Annotated in this window: 21 protein-coding genes; 13 read left to right on the top strand and 8 right to left on the bottom strand. The window is 67.1% G+C overall.

The features are described from left to right. Nucleotides 1-76 precede the first annotated feature (76 nt). The 7 genes from L0U84_RS32055 to L0U84_RS32025 all read right to left on the bottom strand — a co-directional run bounded on the left by L0U84_RS32055 (nucleotide 77) and on the right by L0U84_RS32025 (nucleotide 6979). On the bottom strand, nucleotides 77-991 hold the full coding sequence (locus tag L0U84_RS32055; protein ID WP_233856068.1) for a triphosphoribosyl-dephospho-CoA synthase: 915 nt from the start codon (nucleotides 989-991) through the stop codon (nucleotides 77-79). A 5-nt stretch (nucleotides 992-996) separates the two neighbouring features. Further along, nucleotides 997-2004, bottom strand: coding sequence for an ATP-grasp domain-containing protein (locus L0U84_RS32050; protein ID WP_233856067.1), 1008 nt, complete (start codon nucleotides 2002-2004; stop codon nucleotides 997-999). Then, on the bottom strand, nucleotides 2001-3041 hold the full coding sequence (mch, locus tag L0U84_RS32045) for a methenyltetrahydromethanopterin cyclohydrolase (RefSeq protein WP_233856066.1): 1041 nt from the start codon (nucleotides 3039-3041) through the stop codon (nucleotides 2001-2003). The genes L0U84_RS32050 and mch overlap by 4 nt, the downstream gene beginning before the upstream one ends. Next, nucleotides 3004-4227: an ATP-grasp domain-containing protein gene (locus tag L0U84_RS32040; protein WP_233856065.1), complete on the bottom strand. Its 1224-nt coding sequence runs from the start codon at nucleotides 4225-4227 to the stop codon at nucleotides 3004-3006. Before L0U84_RS32040 ends, mch begins: the two co-directional genes overlap by 38 nt. A gap of 11 nt (nucleotides 4228-4238) precedes the next feature. Beyond that, nucleotides 4239-5165 carry an NAD(P)-dependent methylenetetrahydromethanopterin dehydrogenase gene (locus L0U84_RS32035; RefSeq protein ID WP_233856064.1) on the bottom strand — a complete coding sequence of 309 codons (927 nt, stop codon included), beginning with the start codon at nucleotides 5163-5165 and terminating at the stop codon, nucleotides 4239-4241. Between the two features lie 102 nt (nucleotides 5166-5267). Beyond that, nucleotides 5268-6293 (bottom strand): beta-ribofuranosylaminobenzene 5'-phosphate synthase family protein, encoded by a 1026-nt coding sequence (locus tag L0U84_RS32030; protein WP_233856063.1) that lies wholly within the window; start codon nucleotides 6291-6293, stop codon nucleotides 5268-5270. A 287-nt stretch (nucleotides 6294-6580) separates the two neighbouring features. Continuing rightward, nucleotides 6581-6979 carry a 4a-hydroxytetrahydrobiopterin dehydratase gene (locus L0U84_RS32025; RefSeq protein WP_233856062.1) on the bottom strand — a complete coding sequence of 133 codons (399 nt, stop codon included), beginning with the start codon at nucleotides 6977-6979 and terminating at the stop codon, nucleotides 6581-6583. A gap of 417 nt (nucleotides 6980-7396) precedes the next feature. Between L0U84_RS32025 and L0U84_RS32020 the strand changes: the two genes are divergently transcribed. From L0U84_RS32020 to L0U84_RS31960, 13 genes are all read left to right on the top strand, one after another. Further along, nucleotides 7397-9214, top strand: coding sequence for a methanol/ethanol family PQQ-dependent dehydrogenase (locus L0U84_RS32020; protein WP_233856061.1), 1818 nt, complete (start codon nucleotides 7397-7399; stop codon nucleotides 9212-9214). Nucleotides 9215-9378: 164 nt separating this feature from the next. Beyond that, the gene (locus L0U84_RS32015) at nucleotides 9379-9798 is read left to right on the top strand and encodes a c-type cytochrome (protein ID WP_233856060.1); all 420 of its coding nucleotides are present in this window, start codon (nucleotides 9379-9381) and stop codon (nucleotides 9796-9798) included. Nucleotides 9799-9847: 49 nt separating this feature from the next. Then, nucleotides 9848-10741, top strand: a complete 894-nt coding sequence (locus L0U84_RS32010; RefSeq protein WP_442794063.1) for a substrate-binding domain-containing protein — start codon at nucleotides 9848-9850, stop codon at nucleotides 10739-10741. After that, on the top strand, nucleotides 10738-11505 hold the full coding sequence (locus tag L0U84_RS32005; protein WP_233856058.1) for a hypothetical protein: 768 nt from the start codon (nucleotides 10738-10740) through the stop codon (nucleotides 11503-11505). The genes L0U84_RS32010 and L0U84_RS32005 overlap by 4 nt, the downstream gene beginning before the upstream one ends. Nucleotides 11506-11521: 16 nt before the next feature. Continuing rightward, nucleotides 11522-12526 (top strand): LysR family transcriptional regulator, encoded by a 1005-nt coding sequence (locus L0U84_RS32000; RefSeq protein WP_233856057.1) that lies wholly within the window; start codon nucleotides 11522-11524, stop codon nucleotides 12524-12526. 4 nt (nucleotides 12527-12530) lie between these two features. Continuing rightward, nucleotides 12531-13100, top strand: coding sequence for a DUF3280 domain-containing protein (locus L0U84_RS31995; RefSeq protein WP_233856056.1), 570 nt, complete (start codon nucleotides 12531-12533; stop codon nucleotides 13098-13100). A gap of 195 nt (nucleotides 13101-13295) precedes the next feature. Next, the gene (locus tag L0U84_RS31990; protein ID WP_233856055.1) at nucleotides 13296-14318 is read left to right on the top strand and encodes an AAA family ATPase; all 1023 of its coding nucleotides are present in this window, start codon (nucleotides 13296-13298) and stop codon (nucleotides 14316-14318) included. Nucleotides 14319-14338: 20 nt separating this feature from the next. Next, nucleotides 14339-15298, top strand: a complete 960-nt coding sequence (locus L0U84_RS31985; protein WP_233856054.1) for a DUF58 domain-containing protein — start codon at nucleotides 14339-14341, stop codon at nucleotides 15296-15298. Next, complete coding sequence (locus tag L0U84_RS31980) at nucleotides 15295-16218, top strand: calcium incorporation protein MxaA (RefSeq protein ID WP_233856053.1); 924 nt, start codon at nucleotides 15295-15297, stop codon at nucleotides 16216-16218. Before L0U84_RS31985 ends, L0U84_RS31980 begins: the two co-directional genes overlap by 4 nt. Further along, on the top strand, nucleotides 16215-17201 hold the full coding sequence (locus L0U84_RS31975) for a vWA domain-containing protein (RefSeq protein WP_233856052.1): 987 nt from the start codon (nucleotides 16215-16217) through the stop codon (nucleotides 17199-17201). Before L0U84_RS31980 ends, L0U84_RS31975 begins: the two co-directional genes overlap by 4 nt. Then, the gene (locus L0U84_RS31970) at nucleotides 17198-17743 is read left to right on the top strand and encodes a tetratricopeptide repeat protein (RefSeq protein ID WP_233856051.1); all 546 of its coding nucleotides are present in this window, start codon (nucleotides 17198-17200) and stop codon (nucleotides 17741-17743) included. Before L0U84_RS31975 ends, L0U84_RS31970 begins: the two co-directional genes overlap by 4 nt. Beyond that, nucleotides 17740-18726, top strand: a complete 987-nt coding sequence (locus tag L0U84_RS31965) for an MxaL protein (RefSeq protein WP_233856050.1) — start codon at nucleotides 17740-17742, stop codon at nucleotides 18724-18726. The genes L0U84_RS31970 and L0U84_RS31965 overlap by 4 nt, the downstream gene beginning before the upstream one ends. A gap of 379 nt (nucleotides 18727-19105) precedes the next feature. Next, a complete protein-coding gene (locus tag L0U84_RS31960) occupies nucleotides 19106-19675 on the top strand; it encodes a hypothetical protein (protein WP_233856049.1) in 570 nt (189 codons plus the stop codon). A gap of 32 nt (nucleotides 19676-19707) precedes the next feature. Here the strand turns inward: L0U84_RS31960 and L0U84_RS31955 are convergent, their stop codons facing one another. Beyond that, nucleotides 19708-20682 carry a GlxA family transcriptional regulator gene (locus L0U84_RS31955; protein WP_233856048.1) on the bottom strand — a complete coding sequence of 325 codons (975 nt, stop codon included), beginning with the start codon at nucleotides 20680-20682 and terminating at the stop codon, nucleotides 19708-19710. Between the last annotated feature and the right edge of the window lie 29 nt (nucleotides 20683-20711).

The raw sequence follows: 20711 nt of genomic DNA, 5'->3' as shown, positions 1-20711 counted from the left end.
CAGGTTCCGTGCCAGTTGCGGCTGCGAGCGTGCCCACGCGCCTCGCGGGCGCGTATCCAGTCCATACGATTCAGGGTTAACCGCTCCCTTCGACACAGCGCGCGATGAACAGCGTGGCTACCGCGAGGTCCGCACTGGTGCCGGGATTGATCGCGCGCGCCTTCAATTCGTCATCCCAGGCATCGAGTTGTGCATCGCTTGCCGGGCGGCGCGGGGCGGCTCGGGTCTGGCGCCAGCGCGCGTGCTGTTCGCGTGCCACCAGCGTGACACTCTGCGCCAGCGGGAGCCCGTGCTTGCGCACAATGTGAGAGTCGGGCCAGCCGCCGAGGAACGCGAGAAACACGTTGAGCATCGCGATTTCGTTAGCGATTTGGTTAGCAATTTCGGGCGCGGCGTCGCGCGCCCGCGCCGAAGCTTCCCGGTACGCCGCGAGGCCGGTGTCGAACAGGTCCGCGAAACCGTTCGCGTACTGCCGCGCGATGCTGTCGCGCTCGCTGGCGAGCCGCATCGCGTCGCGCAGGCCGATCGTCGGCGGCGCGTGGACCGATTGCTCGGGCGCGTCGCCGAGGCCGCCCGGATTGGCGAGCGCGATCGCGCGGTAGGCCAATCGCGCGTCTTCGACGTCGAGCCGGCTCAGCACATCGCCGGCGGCGGCGCGCCACGCTTCCTCCGACACCGGCCGAGCGCCGGCTTCGTCGAGGGCTGCGGCGAGCGGCGCGACCAGCAGCACGATGCCAAGATTCGTATTGCAGCCGACGGCCGCGCGCGTGCGCGTGACTGCGTCGAGAATGCGCTGTCCGACTCGGGCGCCGCGTGCGAATAGCGCATCAAGCGACGCGTCCGCGCTGGCCAGGAACTGTGCCGCCTGCATGCCGTGGCCGGGGCTTCGGATACTGACGTTGCCGGGTTTCGGCGTGGTGACGTCGAGCGCGCAGGCTTCGAGGAAAGCCGCGCGCGCTCGCTCGACGGGAATCGCAGGAGCGTCGGGCATGGCGGTCAAGCCCGGCGCCGCGGAGACTGCTTCGGCAACCCGTCGCTAATGGCTGGCTCGCCTTGCTCGTTCGCACGCCGCTGTGCCGCGAGCTTGCGATCGAGCAGATCGTCGACCAGCGCGGCCGCGACGTCGAGCGGCACGACCGACTGCAAGCCGCGCCACGCGGCCACGCCGTTGACTTCAAGCACGAGCGGCAGCGCGGCGGGGTTGGCGGGGTCAGGATTCGGGATCAGGTCGACGCCCGCATAGTCGAGCCCGAGCGCGGCGGTTGCGCGCACTGCCGTCTGCGCGAGCGGAACCGTCAGTTCGGCGGGCTCGCAGCGTGCCCCTTGCGCGACGTTGTGAATCCAGCCCTTGCCGCCGCTGCGCCGCATCGCCGCAACCGCCTTGCCGCCGATCACCAGCACGCGCCAGTCGAAACCGGGCCGCTCGCCAGCGACGAAGCGCTGCAAATAAGCGACCTGCCGGTAACGTGCAAGCGACGGCAACGGCGCAAGCAAGCCGCCGCGCGCACCGAGCCGTCTGAGCCCGTGGCCTTGCGAACCGAACAGCGGCTTGAGCACGACCTGACGGCCGGCGGCCGCTTCGCGCATCAGTACGCGTTGCGCGAACGCGGCGGATTCGCCGGCCCACGTCGCCGGTGTCGGCACGCCGGCGCGATGCAGCAGGAAGCTCGTCATCGATTTGTCGACGCTGCGCTCGATCGCGCGCGCGTCGTTGTAGACCGGCACGCCCGACTCGCGCAGCGCGTGCAGGATGCCCAGGCGCAGCGTCACCTGCTCGAAGGTGCCGCCGGCGATGCCGCGCACGAACACCGCGTCTGGCAGCGTGCGGCCGAAGCCCGGGATCACGAGGCCGTGCGGCAGCCACGTGGTGTCGATGCGGCAATCCGCGAGATCGACGCAGCGCGCATCGGCGCCGCGCGCGCGGAACGCTCTTTTCAGCCGGCCGGTGTGCCAGCCGGTTTCGTCGGTCATGATCGCGATGCGCACGCCTGGCGTAGTCATCATTGCGCGACGGACTCGCCGCCCCACTGTTTGCGCAGCAGGGCGGCGTCGAGGCGGCCGCCATGATAGGTCGTGCCGCTTTCGAGGCTGCTGACCCACACTTCGGCGGGCGCGAACAGCGCGGGATCGATCTGATAGAAGTCGAAGTTGACGGCGGTGAACACGTCCGCGAACGGCCGGCCGTAGTCGCGCGAATTGGCGGAGGGCAGGCTGTCGGCGAGACGTTGCGCGATCTCGTCGTGCTGGACGGTCAGATGCACGCGGCCGCCGTACAGGATCGCGTCGTTGGTGCGGCCCATCGCCTGAATGCCGTCGGGCGCGGGCGGCGGCAGCGGCGCCGAGCCCGTGCCCGCGACGATCTCGTCGAGCGGCACGCCGAGCACGTGCACCTTGTGCAGCGCAACTTCGACGACGCGAGCCACCACCTGTACCGTTCCCGCGACAGAGTGTGTCGGCGTGACGATCAGCGTCAGGTGCTCGGGCGCGAGGCCGCAATCGCGCAGCACCTTGTCGATCACGACCTGCGGCGGCAGGCGATCCACTTCGAGCACCAGCGCACCGCGTTCGTGGCGGTCCCGATAGCCGAGTTCGTCGAACAGCGGCTCCTTGACCGCGAGCGCGCGGGCGGGCCCCGAGCCGAGCGAAAAGAACTTCTTGCCGCCGGTCTGCTCCTTGGTGGCCGACAGACTCCAGCCCGCGTACTGGCTGCCGAGACAGGCGAGCACCGGCGAGGAGGTGCTGACCTCGAGCATCGTCGGCCACAGCGGCGTGGCGTCGAAGTTCGCCCGCACCGCGACGCGGCCGAGACCGCCCATGCAGATCCGCGCGATCAGCACGCCCGCGTCGAGACTGCCGCGCGCGTCGACGCCGGCATCCGCGATCACCGTGCCGTCGGCCGTGCGCGTGAGCGCCACGCCGAGGTGCGCCGCCTGCTCGACGAGCCGTGCGACGAGGCGCTCTGAAAGCGCGTTCACACTCGGCAGCGCGGCGGGCGGGGAAGTCTCAGCTGTGGGCGTGGAGGCAGGCATGGTCGGGTTCATCGCAGGTTTCGATTCGTTGGACGACGCGTTCGTGCTGCGCGTCGAGCGCGCCGCGCACCGCGTCCGCCGACGCCGCGCGCACGTGCAGCGTGCAGACCGGCTGCGCTACGTCGATGCGGGTGCCCGGCGTCGGCACGTCGCGGCATTGCGGATCGCGCAGGCAGGCGTCGGAGAACGCCGCCGACACGTTGAACGGCCGCTGCGCGAACAGCACCCGCTGGCCGGCGCGCCAGCGCGGGGCGCGGGCGAGCGCGAGGCTCGCCGCCGACGGCGCGTGTGCGTGCCGACACGCGTCGAGGTGGCAGGCGAGCAGGCCGGCTGGCCATGCATCGGGCGACGCGGTTTCGTAGAGCGCCAGCGTCGACGAAGGGCGCGCGTTGATTTCGAGCACTTCGAACGTGGTGCCGTCGGACAGGAAGTCGCAGCTGTTGATGCCGACCAGACCGGTGCGTGCGCACAGCGCGTCGAGCGCAAGCTGCGCGTGCGCGACGAGCGTCGGCGGCAAGTCGATGGGTCCGATCGAGCCCGCATGCACGAAGCGCAGATCGCCGGTCGCGCAGGTGAGTTGCTCGGCGAAACCGATCAGATGCGCGCGGCCGCGCACGCCGATGAAAAGCGCCGACAGCGAGCGGCCCTGACCGATGCGCTGGAAGTAGCCGTGCGCGCAGTCGCTCGTTGAACCGACCGCGTCGGCCGCCCGGATATGCGTACCGCCGCAGCCATCCGCCCGCTTGAACAGCCAGCCCTCGGGCGTGGCGGGCGGCTCGAACGACACGGCCGGATGCGCGATCCGCAACGCGTCGAGCAGCGCGAAGAAGCGCCGCGGCTCGCGCACGGCCGCGATCGTCCCGGCACCGTTGCCGAGAAAGCGCGGCAATCCGGGCTCCCGGCACAAGTCAGGCATCAAAGGTTCGAGCCCGCTGCCGCCGATCCAGCCAAGCAAACCCGGCAGGTGCGCGACACGCGCAAGCGCATCGACGAGCCGCGCCCGATCGATTGCGAGCGCGCCATCACCCCGGCCGATGTCGAACCACAGTTCGGCGGCCTCGCGTGTGTCGCGGTCGCCGAAGATATCGAGCGCGGCGACGTGCAGGCTGGCGCGCGCCGCGGACTGCGCGAGCCAGCGCGCGGACAAGCCGGCGAGCGCGACAAACGGCGCATGCGTGAGCGGCCGGTGCGGTTTCATGATGGCGGCTCTCAGCCGAGACCGGCCGCGACCGCGCGGGCCTCGTCGTAGGCTTGCGGGAAGCCTAGGTAGACCGGCTTGCCGCCCGTGCGCATGCGCATGAACAGGCGATGCTCGACCTGATACTTGACGTTGCCGATCGCCAGCGCGCCGATGCCGACCGCGCCCGCGTTCGGCACGCCGTCGATCGGCTTGCCGTCGTTCATCACGTTCACGCCGGCGATGCCTTCGGGTGGCACCGCGTTGACGTCGGCGGCGACGAGCAGGCGTTTCGCATGCGCGAGGTCGTCGCTGCCGACCACCTGCACGCCCGCGAGCGCGGTCGCGAGCACGATTTCCGCGTCGGCGAGCGCGCCGCGCAACTCGTCGGGTGTCGTGGTGCCGATGCCGTTGGTGAAGATGCCGAAGCGCTGGTTGAGTTCGGCCGAGGCGCTGAGCGCTCGATTGCGGTCGGTGTGGCTCGCGATCGTCACGTCGGCGCCGCGCGACGCGGCGATCGCCGCCGCGATGCGCCCGACCGCGCCGGTGCCGCCGAGAATCAGCACGCGCTTGCCGCCCAGCTCGACGCCGTGCTGTTTGCCCAGGTGCCGCTCGACCAGCGCGACGAGCGCGGCCGCGGTCGTGTACGAGCCGCTCGGGTCGGCGAACACCGAGACTTCGAACGGCGGGACCATCGCTTTGCGCGCGGTGTCGAGCATGTCGGCGGCCTGCATCACGTCGCGTCCGCCGATGAAGATGCCGGTGCGCGACACCCCTTTCGGGCCGCGCGAGAAGATCGCGTCCTGCGTCAGATTCGCGACCATCCCCGCTTCGACGTTGCAGTACGGCACGATGACCTGATAGCCGGCGTCGGCGGCCATGTTGACGTCGAACGGACTCATCTGCGGCGTGGCCGTGAGCATGTGCAGGATGTAGGGCCTTTCAATGGTTTCTGACATGGCGGGGCTCGTTTTAGTGGCAATCCTGGGGACGGCGCGAGGTCAGGCCGCGCCGCGCGTGGCCGCGCCTTTTGCAAGCGGCGGCCTGAGCAGGGCCGCGCATCATGCGGCGTCGATGTGCGGCGCGTGCGTCTCGGCGCCGCCGATCGCCGCGCCGCTATTGCGGCCCGCGACGACGCTGCATTCGATATGCGGCAGCGCGCTCGCGACGGCGCGTGCGGTCTCGAGCGCGCGCTCGGCCTCGCGCGCGCTCGCGAGCACCGCGAAGCCCGTCGGGCCCCACGAGGTCTGGCCGATGCCGGCGGTGCGTTCGGCGGCGACCGCGCGCAACACGCGCTCGACGTCGGGGCTCGCGAACACGCCACCTTGCGCGCTCGCGAAATATTCTCCGATGGTCTGCTGCAGCTCGGTCAGGCCGTGCGCGAACGGCGCGAAGTTATGTTCGGCGGCGCCGGGCAGAATCTGCATCAGCACCAGATGGCACAGATGCGCGGCGAGCTGCCGCGGAAACGGCGCGAGCGACGCGAGCGCGCCGCGTTCCTCGGCACCGTGCAAGCCCTCGCGGCTGTTGTCGCTGACGAGCAGCACGCGCCACTGTTGCGGAAACGGCTGGCGCGACAGCAGCGGCGGCATGCTCTGGCGCAGATCGCCGGGCGGCCCGCCATCGAGCAGCAGGCCGCCGTGCTCGAAGCCGAGTATGCCGATGCCGGAGCGCGCGCCGCGCCCGAGCAGGCTGGCGAGCTCGGCGCTCGTCGCCGGCTGGCCGACGAGGTGTGCGAACGCGGTGCCCACGGCGAGCGCCAGTTGCGTGCCGGAACCGAGGCCCGTGTGCGCGCGCGGCGCCTCCAGCACGTCGATCGCGAGTGTCGCCGGTCCATAGGCAGCCTGCAGCCGCGCAAGACTCATCGCGATCCGCCCGCGCTCGGCCTCGCTCGCCACGCCGCCAATCTGCTCGCGTTCGGCGAGCCGTGCTTCGATCCGCGTGCCGTGCGTATCGATGACGAGCCCCAGGCTACCGAACGCACGCCCGAGCGACGCGTTCGGATCGAGAAAGCCCAGATGCAGCCGCGCGGGCGCATCGATCGTAATGGGGGCGCGTGGCGGCAGGCGACGAAGCTGAAGCGGCATCTCGAGTGTCCTCAGTTGTCCTTGCGGGTGCGAGCGACTGCGTTTGGCCGCGGAGCGTCCGCGAGCGTCGCGTCGCATCGCGTCGCGGGTTCCAGCGACAGTGCGCCCGGCGACCTCAAGCGAAAGCCGTACCAGGCGCGCGGAACGGCTCCCGCCGCGGGTTCGGCCCGCCGACACCACTCAACGGGCGGGTCGCGCGCGACGCGATTTCGCCGCTGCATGGACGCTGTGTGACGCCGAAGGCGCACTGTGTCACGCGCTGTTTCATCCGGCGCCAGCCGGCCGCGTCAACTGCCTTGCGCGGATTTGGGCGCGTCGTACTTGATGTAGCGGAAGCGCTGATCGTCGGCCGGCGTGCCTTCGAGCGGGCCGTCCTCGAGGCCAGGCTGCCAGTGGACCACCGATTCGATCTTGGTCGCGAGCGCGAAGTCCTTGTCGGTGATGCCTTTCGCGCTGTGCGTTTTCAGCTTGACGGTCACGAACGCGTACGAGACCGTCAGATCCGGGTGGTGCCATGCGGCTTCCGCAAGATGGCCCACGGTGTTGACCACCATCAGCGTTCCCTTCCAGCCCTCGGTGCGGTATTTGCGCCGCAGCCAGCCATCTTCCAGATACCAGTGCTGTAGCGGACCGACGAGGCGCTGCTGGATCTCTTCGTCGGTATAGACGTGCTCGGTGTTTGCCATGGCGGTTGCTCCTCGAATACGCGAATCGTTCGCCGAACGAAGCATCGTTGCTGGTGACAGGCCCGTGCTGCGGCGCGTGATTCGCAATGGACACGATTCGTATCACGCAAGTGACACAGTATGTGCCGCATCGCGTGACGCAACCCTTTCAGCTTACCGCCATGCAAGCTTCGGCGTGCAACGCCCGAGCGCCGCGACAGGTCGCGCGAGCAGGGTCGCCGGGCCCGGGAGGGCAATGGCGGCAGCGTTATCGCTATTCCGGCATGGAATATGCGTCGGCCGTTCATGCGTCGCGAAGCCTGACATCGAATCGGGATAGGGCGTTAATCGTTACCTGCACTCGAGAAGGCGCGCACGATGCGATGAGGTAGCGTGGGTCATTCGTGAGTTGAACAGCAGGACAATTCTGGAGGAGACATGAACTTACGCACTGTAGTTCTTGGGCTCGCGATCCTCGCATCCGCAGCCTTTGGTTCTCTGGCTGCGCAGGCCGATTCGCAGCTCGACGGACTGATGAAAAACCCATCCAACTGGGCGGCCCAGGCGGGCGACTATGCGAATCACCGCTACAGCCCGCTCAAGCAGATCAACGCGAACAACGTCGGCAAACTGCAGGTCGCATGGACCATGTCGACCGGCGTGCTACGCGGCCATGAAGGCGCGCCGCTCGTGATCGGCGACACGATGTATATCCACTCCCCGTTTCCTAACAAGGTGATCGCGGTCAACCTGAAGGATCAGACGTTCCTCTGGCAGTATCTACCCAAGCAGGACGAGCAGGTCGTCTCCGTGATGTGCTGCGACACCGTCAATCGCGGTCTCGCTTACGGCGACGGCAAGATTTTCCTGCAGCAGGCCGACACCAAGCTGGTCGCGCTGAACGCGAAGACGGGCGAGGTGGTGTGGACCGCGCAGAACGGCAATCCGAAAGCCGGCGAAACCAACACCAACGCGCCGCACGTATTCGGCGACAAGGTACTGACCGGCATCTCGGGCGGCGAGTTCGGCGTGCGTGGGCGTCTGATCGCATACGACATCAAGACCGGCAAACCGGTCTGGACCGCGTACAGCACGGGCCCCGACAACGAAATGCTGCTCGACCCGCAAAAGACGATGACGTACACCAACGGCCAGATGGTGCCGGTGGGCGCGGATTCGTCGCTGAAGTCGTGGAAGGGCGACCAGTGGAAGCTGGGAGGCGGCACCACGTGGGGCTGGTATGCGTGGGACCCGAAACTCAACCTTGTCTACTACGGTACCGGCAATCCGGGCACATGGAACCCGACGCAACGTCCGGGCGACAACAAATGGTCGATGTCGATCTTCGCGCGCGACCTGAATACCGGCACGGCCAAATGGGTCTACCAGATGACCCCGCACGACGAATGGGACTATGACGGCGTCAATGAAATGATCCTGTCCGATCTGACGATCAACGGCAAGAAGGTGCCCGCGATCGTGCACTTCGACCGTAACGGCTTCGGCTATACGTTGAACCGCGAAACCGGCCAACTGCTGGTCGCACAGAAGTACGACCCGGCGGTGAACTGGGCCGACCGTGTCGATCTGCAAAGCGGCCTGCCGATTCGCAACGCGGCGTACTCGACGCAGGCAGCCGGGTCCGATCACAACGTGAAGGGCATCTGCCCGGCAGCGCTCGGTTCGAAGGACCAGCAACCGGCGGCGTTCGATCCGAACTCGAATCTGTTCCTCGTGCCGACCAACCACGTCTGTATGGACTACGAGCCGTTCGATGTCGACTACGTGTCGGGACAGCCGTATGTCGGCGCCACGCTGTCGATGTATCCGGGCCCGAACGAGAACAACGCGATGGGCAACTTCATCGCGTGGGATGCGAGCAAGGGCAAGATCGTCTACTCGAAGCCGGAGAAGTTCTCGGTATGGTCGGGTGTGCTGGCGACCGGCGGCGGCATCGCGTTCTACGGCACGCTGGAAGGCTACCTGAAGGCGGTTCGTATCTCGGACGGCAAGGAACTGTGGCGCTTCAAGACGCCGTCGGGAATCATCGGCAACGTCTTCACGTATGAGTATCAGGGCAAGCAGTACGTCGGCGTGTACTCGGGCATCGGCGGCTGGGCCGGCATCGGCATGGCGGCAGGTCTCGAGAAGCCGACCGAAGGTCTGGGCGCGGTCGGCGGCTACAAGGATCTCGCCAAGTACACCGCGCTGGGCGGCACGCTGTTCGTGTTCGCGATTCCTAACGAAAAGAGCTGAACCAACGGCTGAAATGAACGGCTGAACGAGCGGGGCGGCCTCTGCAGGCACGGTCGCCCCATCAGCCTCGTCAAGCCGGTGAATCACCCTCAACCGCGCCCGTATGGTGGATGCGTTGATGAAGCGCATCGGGGAGCGGCTTATTTCCAGATGGAGACATGTGCATGAAAGGCCGATCTATCCTGTTGCTCACCGTGTTGCCCGCAGCGCTGGTCGTGTTGCCCGTCGGATACGCGCAGAACAATCCTTCGATTGCGCAGGTCGCGTACAAGGTAGTCGACGGCGACAAGGTCGACACTAATACGCTGCTGGGCTGGAAGACGTGGCGCGCGCTCGCCTGCGAACGCTGCCACGGCGCGCAGCAGCAGGGCATGGTCGGGCCGTCGCTGATCGATGCGTTCAAGACGCTGGATAAGACCGAGTTTCATCGCACGGTGTTCGGCGGCCGGGTGGAGAAGGGCATGCCCGATTTCAGCTCGAGCCAGATGATGCAGAAGAACTGGGAAAATCTCTACGCGTATCTGAAAGGACGCTCCGATGGACAGATCAAGCCGGGCGATCTGCATGCCATCGACTCGAATTAACGCCGCGCCGTCATTCTTCCGGAGGCTCACGATGCGTGTTAAGAGAAGCATGTCCGTGCATGTCAGCGTGATCGCCGCCGCGTTGTGCGGCGCCGCGCTCGCGAGCGCCGCGGTCCGGGCGGACGGCCCCGCGCTGCCGAACAACGACGGCGCGGACGGCGTGCTCAGGGTGTGCGCGGACCCGAACAACATGCCGTTGTCCAACGACAAGGGCGAGGGCTACGAGAACCGCATCGCGGCCCAGATGGCGAGCGACTTCGGCTACAAGCTCGAATACACGTACTTTCCGCAGCGCATGGGTTTCGTGCGCCACACCTTGCGGGAGAAGGCCGAGGGCAGCGACCGTTATCGCTGCGACCTGATCATCGGCGTGCCGAAAGGCTATGACATGACGTCGACGACGCAGCCCTATCTGCGCTCGACTTACGCGATGGTGCTGCCGAACCGGCCCGAGTTCGCGAGCATCAAGACCCCCGACGACCTGTTGAAGCTGCCGCCCGATCAACTGCACAAGCTGCGCTTCGGCATCTTTTCGCAAACCCCGGCGGTGGACTGGCTGCTCGGCCACAACCTGATCGACCAGGCGGTGTCGTACCAGGTGCAAAGCGGCGATCCCGGCGTGTACCCCGGTCAGATGATCGAACACGATCTGCACGAGGGCAACGTCGACGTGGTGTTCCTGTGGGGGCCGATTGCCGGCTACTTCGCAAAGCGCGCCGGCGACTCGGTCAGGCTCGTGCCGTTCCAGCCGACACCCGGCATCCGCTTCGACTACACGATTTCGATGGGCGTGCGCTACGGCGAGAAGGACTGGAAGGACAAGGTGGATCAATGGATCGGCGCGAATCACGACAAGATCGACAGCATCCTCGCGACCTACCAGGTGCCGATGCTCAAACCGGTCGACGTGCCGGCAGTGAAGCCTGGCGACACCTCGCAATGACGCGCGTGCGCGGCGCGTGGCTGCGCGCGGCACGCGCCGCGCTGATCGGAACGCTGTGGGCGCTGTGCCTCGCGCCGTTTGCCGCGCGTGCGGCGAGTCCGGCGTCGGCGCCGGGCGGCGAAGAAATCACGCCGGCCGAGCGGCTGATCTTTCTGACCGATCATCTGCACGGCGTCGCCGCGCAGACCGAACTCGACTACGCGCTGATCGATTCGGAGCAGCCGTCGCGCAGCGCCGATGTCGTCAAGGTGCTGGTGCTGAGCGAGAGCAACGCGAAAGGCGATGCGCAGGTGTCCGACCACAGCGGCAGCGTGAACCTGCCGATCGGCGGCCTGCAGTGCAATCCGGCGATCATCTATTTTCTCGAACACGACATCGCGGAGATGCAGGGGCTCACCGGCGGGCAGCGCCGCTATTTCCAGCAGCGTCTGCGGCTCGCGCTCGCCGCGGGGCCGCAGATCGAGAGCGTGCCTAGCGAGATCGGCGGCAAGTCGCTCAGCGCGCGGCGCATCGTCGTGCAGCCGTATCTGAACGATCCGAACGCGGCGCGCTTCGCGCAATACACGGGCAAGCGCTACACGTTCCTGCTCGCCGACGGCGTGCCGGGCCAGGTCGTGCAGATCCGCACCGACGTGCCGGGCCCCAACAACGACTTTGCGCATCCGGCGCATACGGAGTCGTTGAGTTTTCAATCCGCGCTGAACAAGTTGCCGTCGGGCAAGGCGCCGGCGAAGCCGTCGAATGCGCCGCGGGCGAGCCGTTGAGTTGCTGGGAGCTCCAATGCAGAACGCGAGCTTCGCGACGAACCGGGTCAAGCTGAATTTCGTTCGCACGCTGACCCTGCGGCAGTTGCAGATCTTCGTCGTCGCGAGCCGCTATACGAGTTTCGCGCGCGCGGCCGAGGAACTGCATCTGACTCAGCCGGCGGTGTCGATGCAGATTCATCAGCTCGAAGACGCGGTCGGCCTGCGGCTGTTCGAGCGCGTCGCGCGCAAGCTCACGCTGACCGAAGCGGGCGAGGTGCTGACCCATCACGCGAGCCGCATTCTCGGTGAAATCAAGGACACGGAAGACGCGATGATGTCGCTGAAGCAGGCCGACAGCGGCTCGATCAACGTCGGCATCGTCAGCTCGGCGACTTACTTCGCGCCGAAACTGCTGGCGATGTACTCGCACCTGTACCCGAAGGTCGACGTGCACTTCTCGGTCGGCAATCGCGACGCGTTGCTGCGTCTGTTGCAGGACAACGCGATCGATCTCGCGATCATGGGGCGCCCGCCGCCCGAACTCGATACCACGGCCGAGCCGCTCGCGAATCATCCCCAGGTGGTGATCGCGCCGGTGCATCATCCGCTGTGCGGCGCGCGCCGCTTCGATCTGCAGGAGTTGCGCAACGACACATTCCTGCTGCGCGAGCCGGGCTCGGGTACGCGCATGGCCGCCGAGGCGATGTTCCGGCAGCATCTGTTCACACCCGTGAAAACCGTCACGCTCGGCAGTAACGAAACGATCAAGCAGGCGGTGATGGCGGGCATGGGCGTGAGTCTGATCTCGCTGCATACGTTGCAGCTGGAGTTGCGCACCGGCGAGATTGCGCTGCTCGACGTGAACGGCACGCCGATCGAACGCACGTGGCAGATCGTGCATCTGCGCTCGAAGCAGCTTTCGCCGACCAGCATGATGTTCCGGCAGTTTCTGCTCGAGCATGCGGCGGTGCATCTGGAGCAGGAATATGCGCAGTTTGCGGGGGTGTTTGCGAAACCGTCGGTCGGCGCGGAGCGGTAGCGTCATGCGTGCCCGGCTTTCGCTTCGCATCGCCGCGTTCGTGCGTCGCGCGGCTGTGCTGTGCGCGACCGTGTTCTGCGTGGGCTTTGCCGGTTTCTTCGTGATGGGCATCGTGGCGGCGCGCGCCCAGCCGGTGACGATCGCGGTGCTGAACTGCGGCCTGATCGACGATAACGCCGCCTACAACGATGCCGAAACCAACCGCGCGCAAGCGGCACGCATCGAGATGGTCAGCGATACGGTGCGCGCGCAGCTCGATGCGAGCGAGCGTTACCGCGTCGCCGACAACGCCCGCGCGTCCGATCTGATCGCGCGGCTCGGCGCCGCGCAAGACCTGACGACCTGCGAGGGCTGCGCGCGGCAGGTTGGCCGTTCGCTGGGCGTCGAGCAGGTGGGCGTCTGCTGGGTGCAGAAAGTCAGCAACCTGATTCTCAATCTGAACCTGCGTGTAGAAGACGTCGCGAGCGGCAAGACGTTGTTCCAGCGCTCGGTCGACATCCGCGGCAATACCGATCTGTCGTGGCGGCGCGGTGCGATGGCGCTCGTCGGCTTGCTGGTGAACGGCGCGTCTTAGACATCTTCGATGGCACAGTCTGTACCCGGCCGCCGTGACAGGCTGCCAACTTTTCGCATTCGATTTAACTGCTGGATCCTGTGCGCGCGATCGGCATAAACCGTGCTTGAACGGAAGGCTGGCGAGTCTTGAAGCGCGTCGACGTTCGAGCGTCGCGCAAATAAACGCCGGCCACCACGGAAGGGGATCGCAGCGATGGATTCTGGCGAGCAGCTTCAGGACTGGCGCTCTCACGCCCAGCAGATCGAAAACGAAGTCGCGAGAGTCGTCGTCGGACAGCAGCAAACGCTGAGGCTCATCAACGTCGCGCTGTTCGCGCGCGGCCACGTGCTGCTCGAAGGCGGCGTCGGAGTCGGCAAGACGACCGTGTTGCGAGCATTCGCGCGCGTGGTCGGCGGCGACTTCGAGCGCGTCGAAGGCACGATCGATCTGATGCCGGGCGACCTCGTCTACCACACCTACGTCGATGCCGACGGCAAGCCGCGCATCGAGCCGGGCCCGCTCTTGCGCCACGGCGAACAACTGACCACCTTCTTCTTCAACGAGATCAATCGCGCGCGCCCGCAGGTGCAATCGCTGCTGCTGCGCGCGATGGCCGAGCGTTCCGTGTGGGCGTTCGGCCGCGAGCACCGCTTTCCTCATATGACCGTGTACGCCGACCGCAACAAGGTCGAGAAGGAAGAGACCTTCGAGCTCGCGTCGGCGGCGCGCGACCGCTTCCTGTTCGAGCTGAACATGCCGACGCCGACCGACGAGGAAGCGCGCCGAAGCCTCGTCTTCGACACGAGGTTCCATGACGTCGACGGCCTGCTCGCGCAACTGACACCGTCGATCGTGCCGTGGGAACAGTTGAACCGGATCGGCGCGGCGATCCAGCAGGGTGTGCAGGCGAGCGAGACGATCGAGCGCTACGTGCACGACATCTGGCAGGCGACCGAAACGCCGGCGCACTTCGGCATCGCGCTCGACGGCGTCGACATGCAGCAGCTGATTCTCGCGGGCGCGAGTCCGCGCGGCATGAGCGCGCTGTTGCGGGCCGCGCGCGTGGTCGCCTGGCTCGCGGGACGCACGCATCTGATTCCGGAGGATATCCACGAAGTGCTTTTGCCGGCGCTGGGTCATCGCGTGTTCTTCACGCCGATCTACGAGCTGCGCCGTCAGGAGCTGGCCGAAGCGCTGATCGCGCGGATCGTCGCGAACGTCGCCGTGCCTCGCTGAACGCCGGCGCGCGCACCACGATGAACGGCATCGCCGAATTCCACTATCGCCTGCCGATGCGCGCGGCCGGCGCGCGGCCCGGCTCGCATCCGGGCTCGAGCTTCGGCTCGGGCCAGCAGTTCGCGATGCACGGCCGGCTGTTCGACTATCCGGATCCGCGTCGTCTCGACCTGCGGGCGAGCTTGCGCTCGGCGCGCGACGAGTGGCTCGTGCGCGTGCATTTGCAGCGCGTCGCGGTGCCGGTGATCGTGATCGTCGATGTGTCGGCGTCGATGCAATTTGGCACCCGCAGAACGAAGCTGGAGGTTGCCGCTGATTTCGTCGAAGCGCTCGGCCATAGCGCGTTCCGGGTCGGCGACCGGCTCGGCATGCTGGCCTTCGACAGCGGCGAACGCGACGACCTGTTCATGCCGGCGCGCACGGGGCGGGGCACCGGCTCGCTGCTCGCGAGCATGCTGCGCGAATGCGCGGGTGACAGGGCTGGGCGTGCGGCTGATCGTCGGGCCGAACGTCACGGTGAACGTGAGGCCCGAAGCCAGCCCGATCGCCAGCCCGAACGCCAGCCCGAACGCCACGCCGGTCACGCGGCCGTCGAAGGATTGCGGCGTTGCGCGATCCGTCTCGCCGGACGCCAGGCGCTCGTGTTCGTCGTGTCCGATTTCCACTGGCCGCTGGCGCGACTGTCGCCGGTACTCGACATGCTGGTGCATGCGTGCGTGGTGCCGATGGTGGTGTGGGACGCGGCCGAGATCACGCCGCCGCACCACGCGTCGCTGCTGGCCGTCAACGATGCGGAGACCGGCGAGGAGCGTCGCGTGTGGCTCTCCCGCGGCGTGCGCGAGCGTTGGCGTGAAGGCGTCGCGCGCCGTCGCGACGAACTCGCCGCGGTGTTCGGCGTGCGCGGCATTCGGCCGTTCTATGTCGAAGGCGCGTTCGATCCGGAAGCGATGTCGCGCTACTTTCTGGAGGTGACGGCATGAGCGCGCGCGGTGGGCGCGGTGGCGTCGCGCGTCGAGCGGCGATGCCGGTGCTGATCGCGTCGCTATGCGGCGGCGCGTGCGCGATGGCCAGCGCCGCCGTGGTGACCCCGCTCGTTCAGGAGCCGCGCGCGTTCGGCTACGTGCTCGGCGATGTGCTGACGCAGCGCGTGCTGCTGGAGGCCGACGGTCGCGACATCGGCGCGGTTGCGGCGCCTTCGATCGGACGCACGGGCGTGTGGCTCGAACGCCGGCCCGTGACGCTCGAAACCGATGCCAATGGCCGCAAGTGGATGGTGATCGCGTACCAGGTCGTCAACGCGCCGCAGACGCTCACGCAGATCACGTTGCCCGCGTTGACGTTGACGTCGGCGGCGGGCACGCAATTGCAGATCGCCGAATGGCCGGCGAGCATCGGACCGTTGACGCCGCAAACGGCGTTCGCCGCAGGGGACCTGCAGCCGCTGCGGCCCGATCGTCAGGCCCCGATGCTGGGGACGGCCGGCTGGCGTCGGCAGATCGCGTGGGCGCTCGGCCTGCTGCTCGCGACGCTGCTCGTGTGGGCAAGCTGGTGGTGGGCGCGCAACCAGCGCGAGTCGGCGCGGCTACCGTTCGCGCGTGCATGGCGGCAGATGCAGCGGTTGCCGGAGGCGCCCGCCGCTTCATCGAGCGATGCGTGGGTGTGCCTGCATCGCGCGCTGAACGAAACCGCCGGCCAGGTCGTGCATGCGGCTTCGCTATCCGCGTTGCTGGCGCGCGCGCCGTATCTGCAACCGCTGCGCGAGCAGCTCGAACGTTTCTATCAGGCGTCGGCCGAGCGTTTCTTCACGCCGGCGCCGCATGCCGTCGAGTATCAGGGCGAGCTTTCGTTGCACGCGCTGTGCCGTGCGTTGTATCGGGCGGAAAGGCGCCATCAGCGATGACCATGAACCTCGATTTCGCCTTTCCGTGGATGCTGGTGCTGCTGCCGCTCGCCGCGCTGCCGCTGCTGCGGCGGCGCAGCGACACGCTGGTGTTTTCGAGCGTCGCGTGGCTGCCCGCCGACGATCTCGGGCGCGCGGCCGGCTGGCTCGCACGCGGTAGCGCCGTGCTGGCGATCGCGGCGCTCGTCGTCGGGCTGGCCGGGCCGGGGCGCTCGCAGTTGCAGGTGCTGCGCACCGGCAGCGGCGCGCAGATCCTGATCCTGATGGACCGCAGCCAGAGCATGGACGAGCCGATGGGCAGCAAGGGCGTCGAGGCGCCGCGCGGCGACTCCAAGAACCTCGTGGCGCGCGCCGCGTTGACGCGCTTCGTCGAGCAGCGGCCGAACGACCGGCTCGCGTTCATGATGTTCGGCACCAACCCCGTGCTGGCGATGCCGTTCACGTACAACCATCGCATGATCGAGGCCGCGGTTGCGGCCACGGCGATCGGTCGCGGCATGCCGGACACCGAGCTCGATCGTGGCATGCTCGCGGCGATCGCGCAGTTCGACGGGCGTTTGTCGTCGGGCCGCCGCGCGATCGTGCTCGTCTCCGATGGCGGCGCGTTGCTCACCGAAGCGATGCAACGGCGCATCGAGGCAGGACTGCAACGCGACGGGATCGCGCTGTACTTCATCTATTTGCGCAGCAGCGTCTTCAGTCCCGATCTGAACGCGACGCTGCCCGTCAGTGGCGCCTCGGCCGAAGCCCTACTGCATCGCTTCTTTCTGACGCTCAGGACGCCTTACAGGTTGTTTCAGGCCGAAGACCCGAAGGGGATGATGGCGGCGATCGCGGAGATCAACCGGCAGCAGAACAAGACGACGACGTTCATTGAGCATCTGCCTCGCCAGGACCTGAGTCCGTACTGTTTCGCGCTCGCGCTGTTCTGTTCGGCGCTGCTGGTACTGCTGCACCAGTTGCAGGTCAGGAGCTGGGCATGAAGCGCACACTGATCCACACGCTGTTCGGCACCGTGGCGATCTGCTGCGCCGCGTGGGCCGGCTATGGCTTCGTTCGTCTGCAGCACGCGGAGCGCGTCGATCAGGCGATTGTCTCGACCAATGCCGCTGCGCGCGGCCAGCCCGCCGACGACGACGCGCGCGAGGTTCAACTGGCCCGCGCGATAGCGCTGTCGAAAGCGGGCGCCTACGACGCGGCGGCGCGGCTCTACAACGGTCTGATCCCGGAGGGCAGCCCGCCGGATGAAGTCGGCCGCGCGGCGCTGTTCGATCTCGGCAACCTGTACCTGCGCGAAGGCAGCGGCGACACGGCGCAGACGGTCCGGTCCCTGCCGATGATCGGCGAGGCCAAGGCGCGCTACCGGCTCGCGCTGCGCGCGGCGCCCGACGATTGGGACGCGCGCTACAACCTCGAGCGCGCGTTGTGGCTTGCGCCGGAAACGCCGTCCGCGCTCGCCGGGCCCGATGTGAAAGAGCAGCACAACGTCACCGTGCGCGACGCGCAGAGTCAGGACTTGCCATGAGCGGCGTTCGGCGCGAGCGCGGCTTCGGATGGTTGCGTCACGCGTTGACGCCGCTCGCGCTCGTCGCGTTGATCGCGGCGGTCGCGATGCCGGACGTCACTTTGCCGCGCAACACGTTTAACTACATCGTGACGTTCGACATCACGCAAAGCATGGATGTCGAGGACGTGGTGCTCGACGGCGTCCCGGTCAGCCGGCTCAAGTTCGCGCAGGCCACGATGCGTGACGCGCTCGGGCGCTTGCCGTGCGGCTCGAAGGTGGGCTGGAGCGTGTTCACGGGGCAGCGGGTGTTGCTGCTGATGGCGCCGGTCGAAGTCTGCGGCAACTACGACGCGCTGCTGGTGTCGCTCGACGGCATCGACGGGCGCATGCGCTGGACCAACTGGAGCCGCATTGCCGAGGGCGGTGTGTATTCGGCGGTGCGCGTCGCGCAGCAGGTGCGCGGCGCGGCCATCGCGTTCGTCACCGATGGCCAGGAGGCGCCGCCGGTGACGCGCCCGCTGATGGAAGGCATCAATGCAGCGCGCATCAGGGGCTGGCTCATCGGCGTCGGCGGCGACCAGCCAGCGGCCATTCCGAAGACCGACGCCGACGGCAACCGGCTCGGCTACTGGCAGGCCGACGACGTGATCCAGGTGCCGTCTACGCCCGGCTCGGGTGTGGCGGCGCCAACGCACGAGGAGCTGTCGGAATTGCGCGGCGAGTACCTGGCGTCGGTGGCTGGGCAGACTGGCCTCGACTATCGGCGCCTGCTGAATGTAACGTCGTTCGGCGATGCGCTGCTCGATGCACGCTTCGCCCATCGCGAACCCGTGCCGACCGATCTGCGCTGGTGTCCAGCGCTGCTTGCATTGCTGCTGCTCGTCGCGCGCTTCATGCCCGACGCCGTTCTCGCATGGCCGCGCGCCTGGCGAAAGCGCATTCAAACGATCGTTTTGCTGATCGTGCCGGCATTCAATGGCCGGCCAACACGGGTCGACTGACGACCGCTAGCGCGAACGTTGACGCTGCAACGGTTGAAGGTGCAGGTATCCGCTCGAACTGAGTGGTTGCATGTGAAACCTCGCAGGAATTGCCGGGATCGGCCGACTCGCGTGGCTTGCGCCAGAAGCTTCTGCCGGCCTTCGATGGCTGAGAGCGTTTCCAGGAATCATTCTCAATCGTTCCACTTCGGCCTCGACTCCAGCGTTGAGCCGCGATAGCGCACGCGATCGCCAGACACGCGGCTTACCTCACACATTGACCTACCGCTACGCAAATGACTGACTACAATGTCTGAATGCAAGCGACGCTGCAAAGCGCTCGGTTCGACTGGAGCGCTGTGTCATATGACGTTTCAATTCCTTCACTGGAGGCATGCCGATGACGTGCCAAAACGAGAGGATTGTCGGGGTGGTACTCGTCGTGATGAGCGGCTACGCGTTTGCGGACGGCCCCCTCGGCGAAGTGCCGCAAGCGATGATGGTCGCCAACATCGTCGCGTCACCCGTCGAAGTCGTGCCGCCCATTCCCGAGCCTCGGCGCTACTTCGAGCAGCAGCGGCAGCAGCACTATGCGATGGAGTATCAGGGAGATCGAGGCAAGCCGCTCCATCCGCAAATGGAGAATTACTATAGCGTGGACGTGACGCGCGATGTCCGGCTCGGTACCTCGAAGGCACTGGCGTCGTCCGGACCGGAGTTCGCACCGGCGTCCGAACCAGGCGCAAAGGCGGCCGTGCAGGATGCTGCGAATCCTCTGGGTCTGGGTGCATCTACCGCGCCGCAATTGTCCATCGTTCAGCTGAACGGTTCATCGTTGTCGATTGGTCAGTCACCGCAGCGACGCTTGTCCTTGACGGTCGACGATTGGGTGTTCTCCGGCACCGCGCGCGTCGCGGTTCTGCATTCTCACGATACGGGTGCGACGCTGATCGTCAAACGTCGCTACTGAGTGATGTCGAGCGGGTGCGCCGGCCGCGCATGTCACGTCGACGAAAAGCGCTCGCGGTACATCTGCGGCGCCACCCGCAGCTGACGCACGAAGCTGCAGCGCATCGTTTCCTCGCTGCCGAATCCACATCGCGCCGCGATCCGTTTGATCGACCAGGAGGTCTCGCTCAGCAAGCGCTGCGCCGCTTCGATGCGCAACTGCTCGACCGCGCGGGCGGGCGTGCGGCCCGTTTGCGCCTTGTAGTGGCGCATGAAGCTGCGCTCGCTCATGTGAAGCCGTGCCGCGAGCGCGGGCACCGACAGGTCGGATGCGAGATGCGACGTCATCCATGCATGCAATTCGCCGAAACGGTCGTCGGCATGTTGCAGCGATAGCGTCGTGCTGAACTGCGACTGACCGCCCGGCCGCTTCAGAAACACGACGAGCTCGCGCGCGACGTCGAGCGCCAACGCGCGCCCATGATCTTCTTCGAGCATCGCCAGCGCGAGGTCGATGCCGGCGGTGACGCCCGCCGACGTCCAGATATCGCCGTCGCGAATGAAGATCGGATCGGCTTCGACTTGCAGTTGCGGATACGCCTGCGCGAGTTCGTCGCAACGCCCCCAATGCGTGGCGACGCGCCGGCCGTCGAGCAGTCCTGCCTCGGCGAGCAGGAACGCGCCCGAGCAGACCGAGGCGACGCGTCTGCACTGCGGCGCGTGGCGTTGCGTCCAGCGGATCAGACGCTGATCGGCCGAGGCCTCGCGAATTCCCCAGCCGCCCGGAACGATCAGCGTATCGACCGGTGCCTTCGCCGAGCGTAGCGAACCGGCAAGCACCGCTAGTCCCGACGACGAAGTGACGGGCCCGGCAACGGCCGCCATGACGCGTGGCGCGTAGAGTTGCTCGAGACCGCGCTGCGCGACGAGTTCATTGGCGGACGCGAATACCTGCAGCGGACCGCTGACGTCGAGCAGTTGCATGTTAGGGAAGGCGAGCAGCACGATGGAGCGGGGAGCGCTAGACATGTGGTGTGTAGTGTCGTTGCTGCGAAAAG

Origin of the sequence: Paraburkholderia sp. HD33-4, assembly GCF_021390635.1 — a bacterium.
Taxonomy (GTDB): domain Bacteria; phylum Pseudomonadota; class Gammaproteobacteria; order Burkholderiales; family Burkholderiaceae; genus Paraburkholderia.
This window is presented reverse-complemented; position numbering and strand designations above follow the sequence as displayed.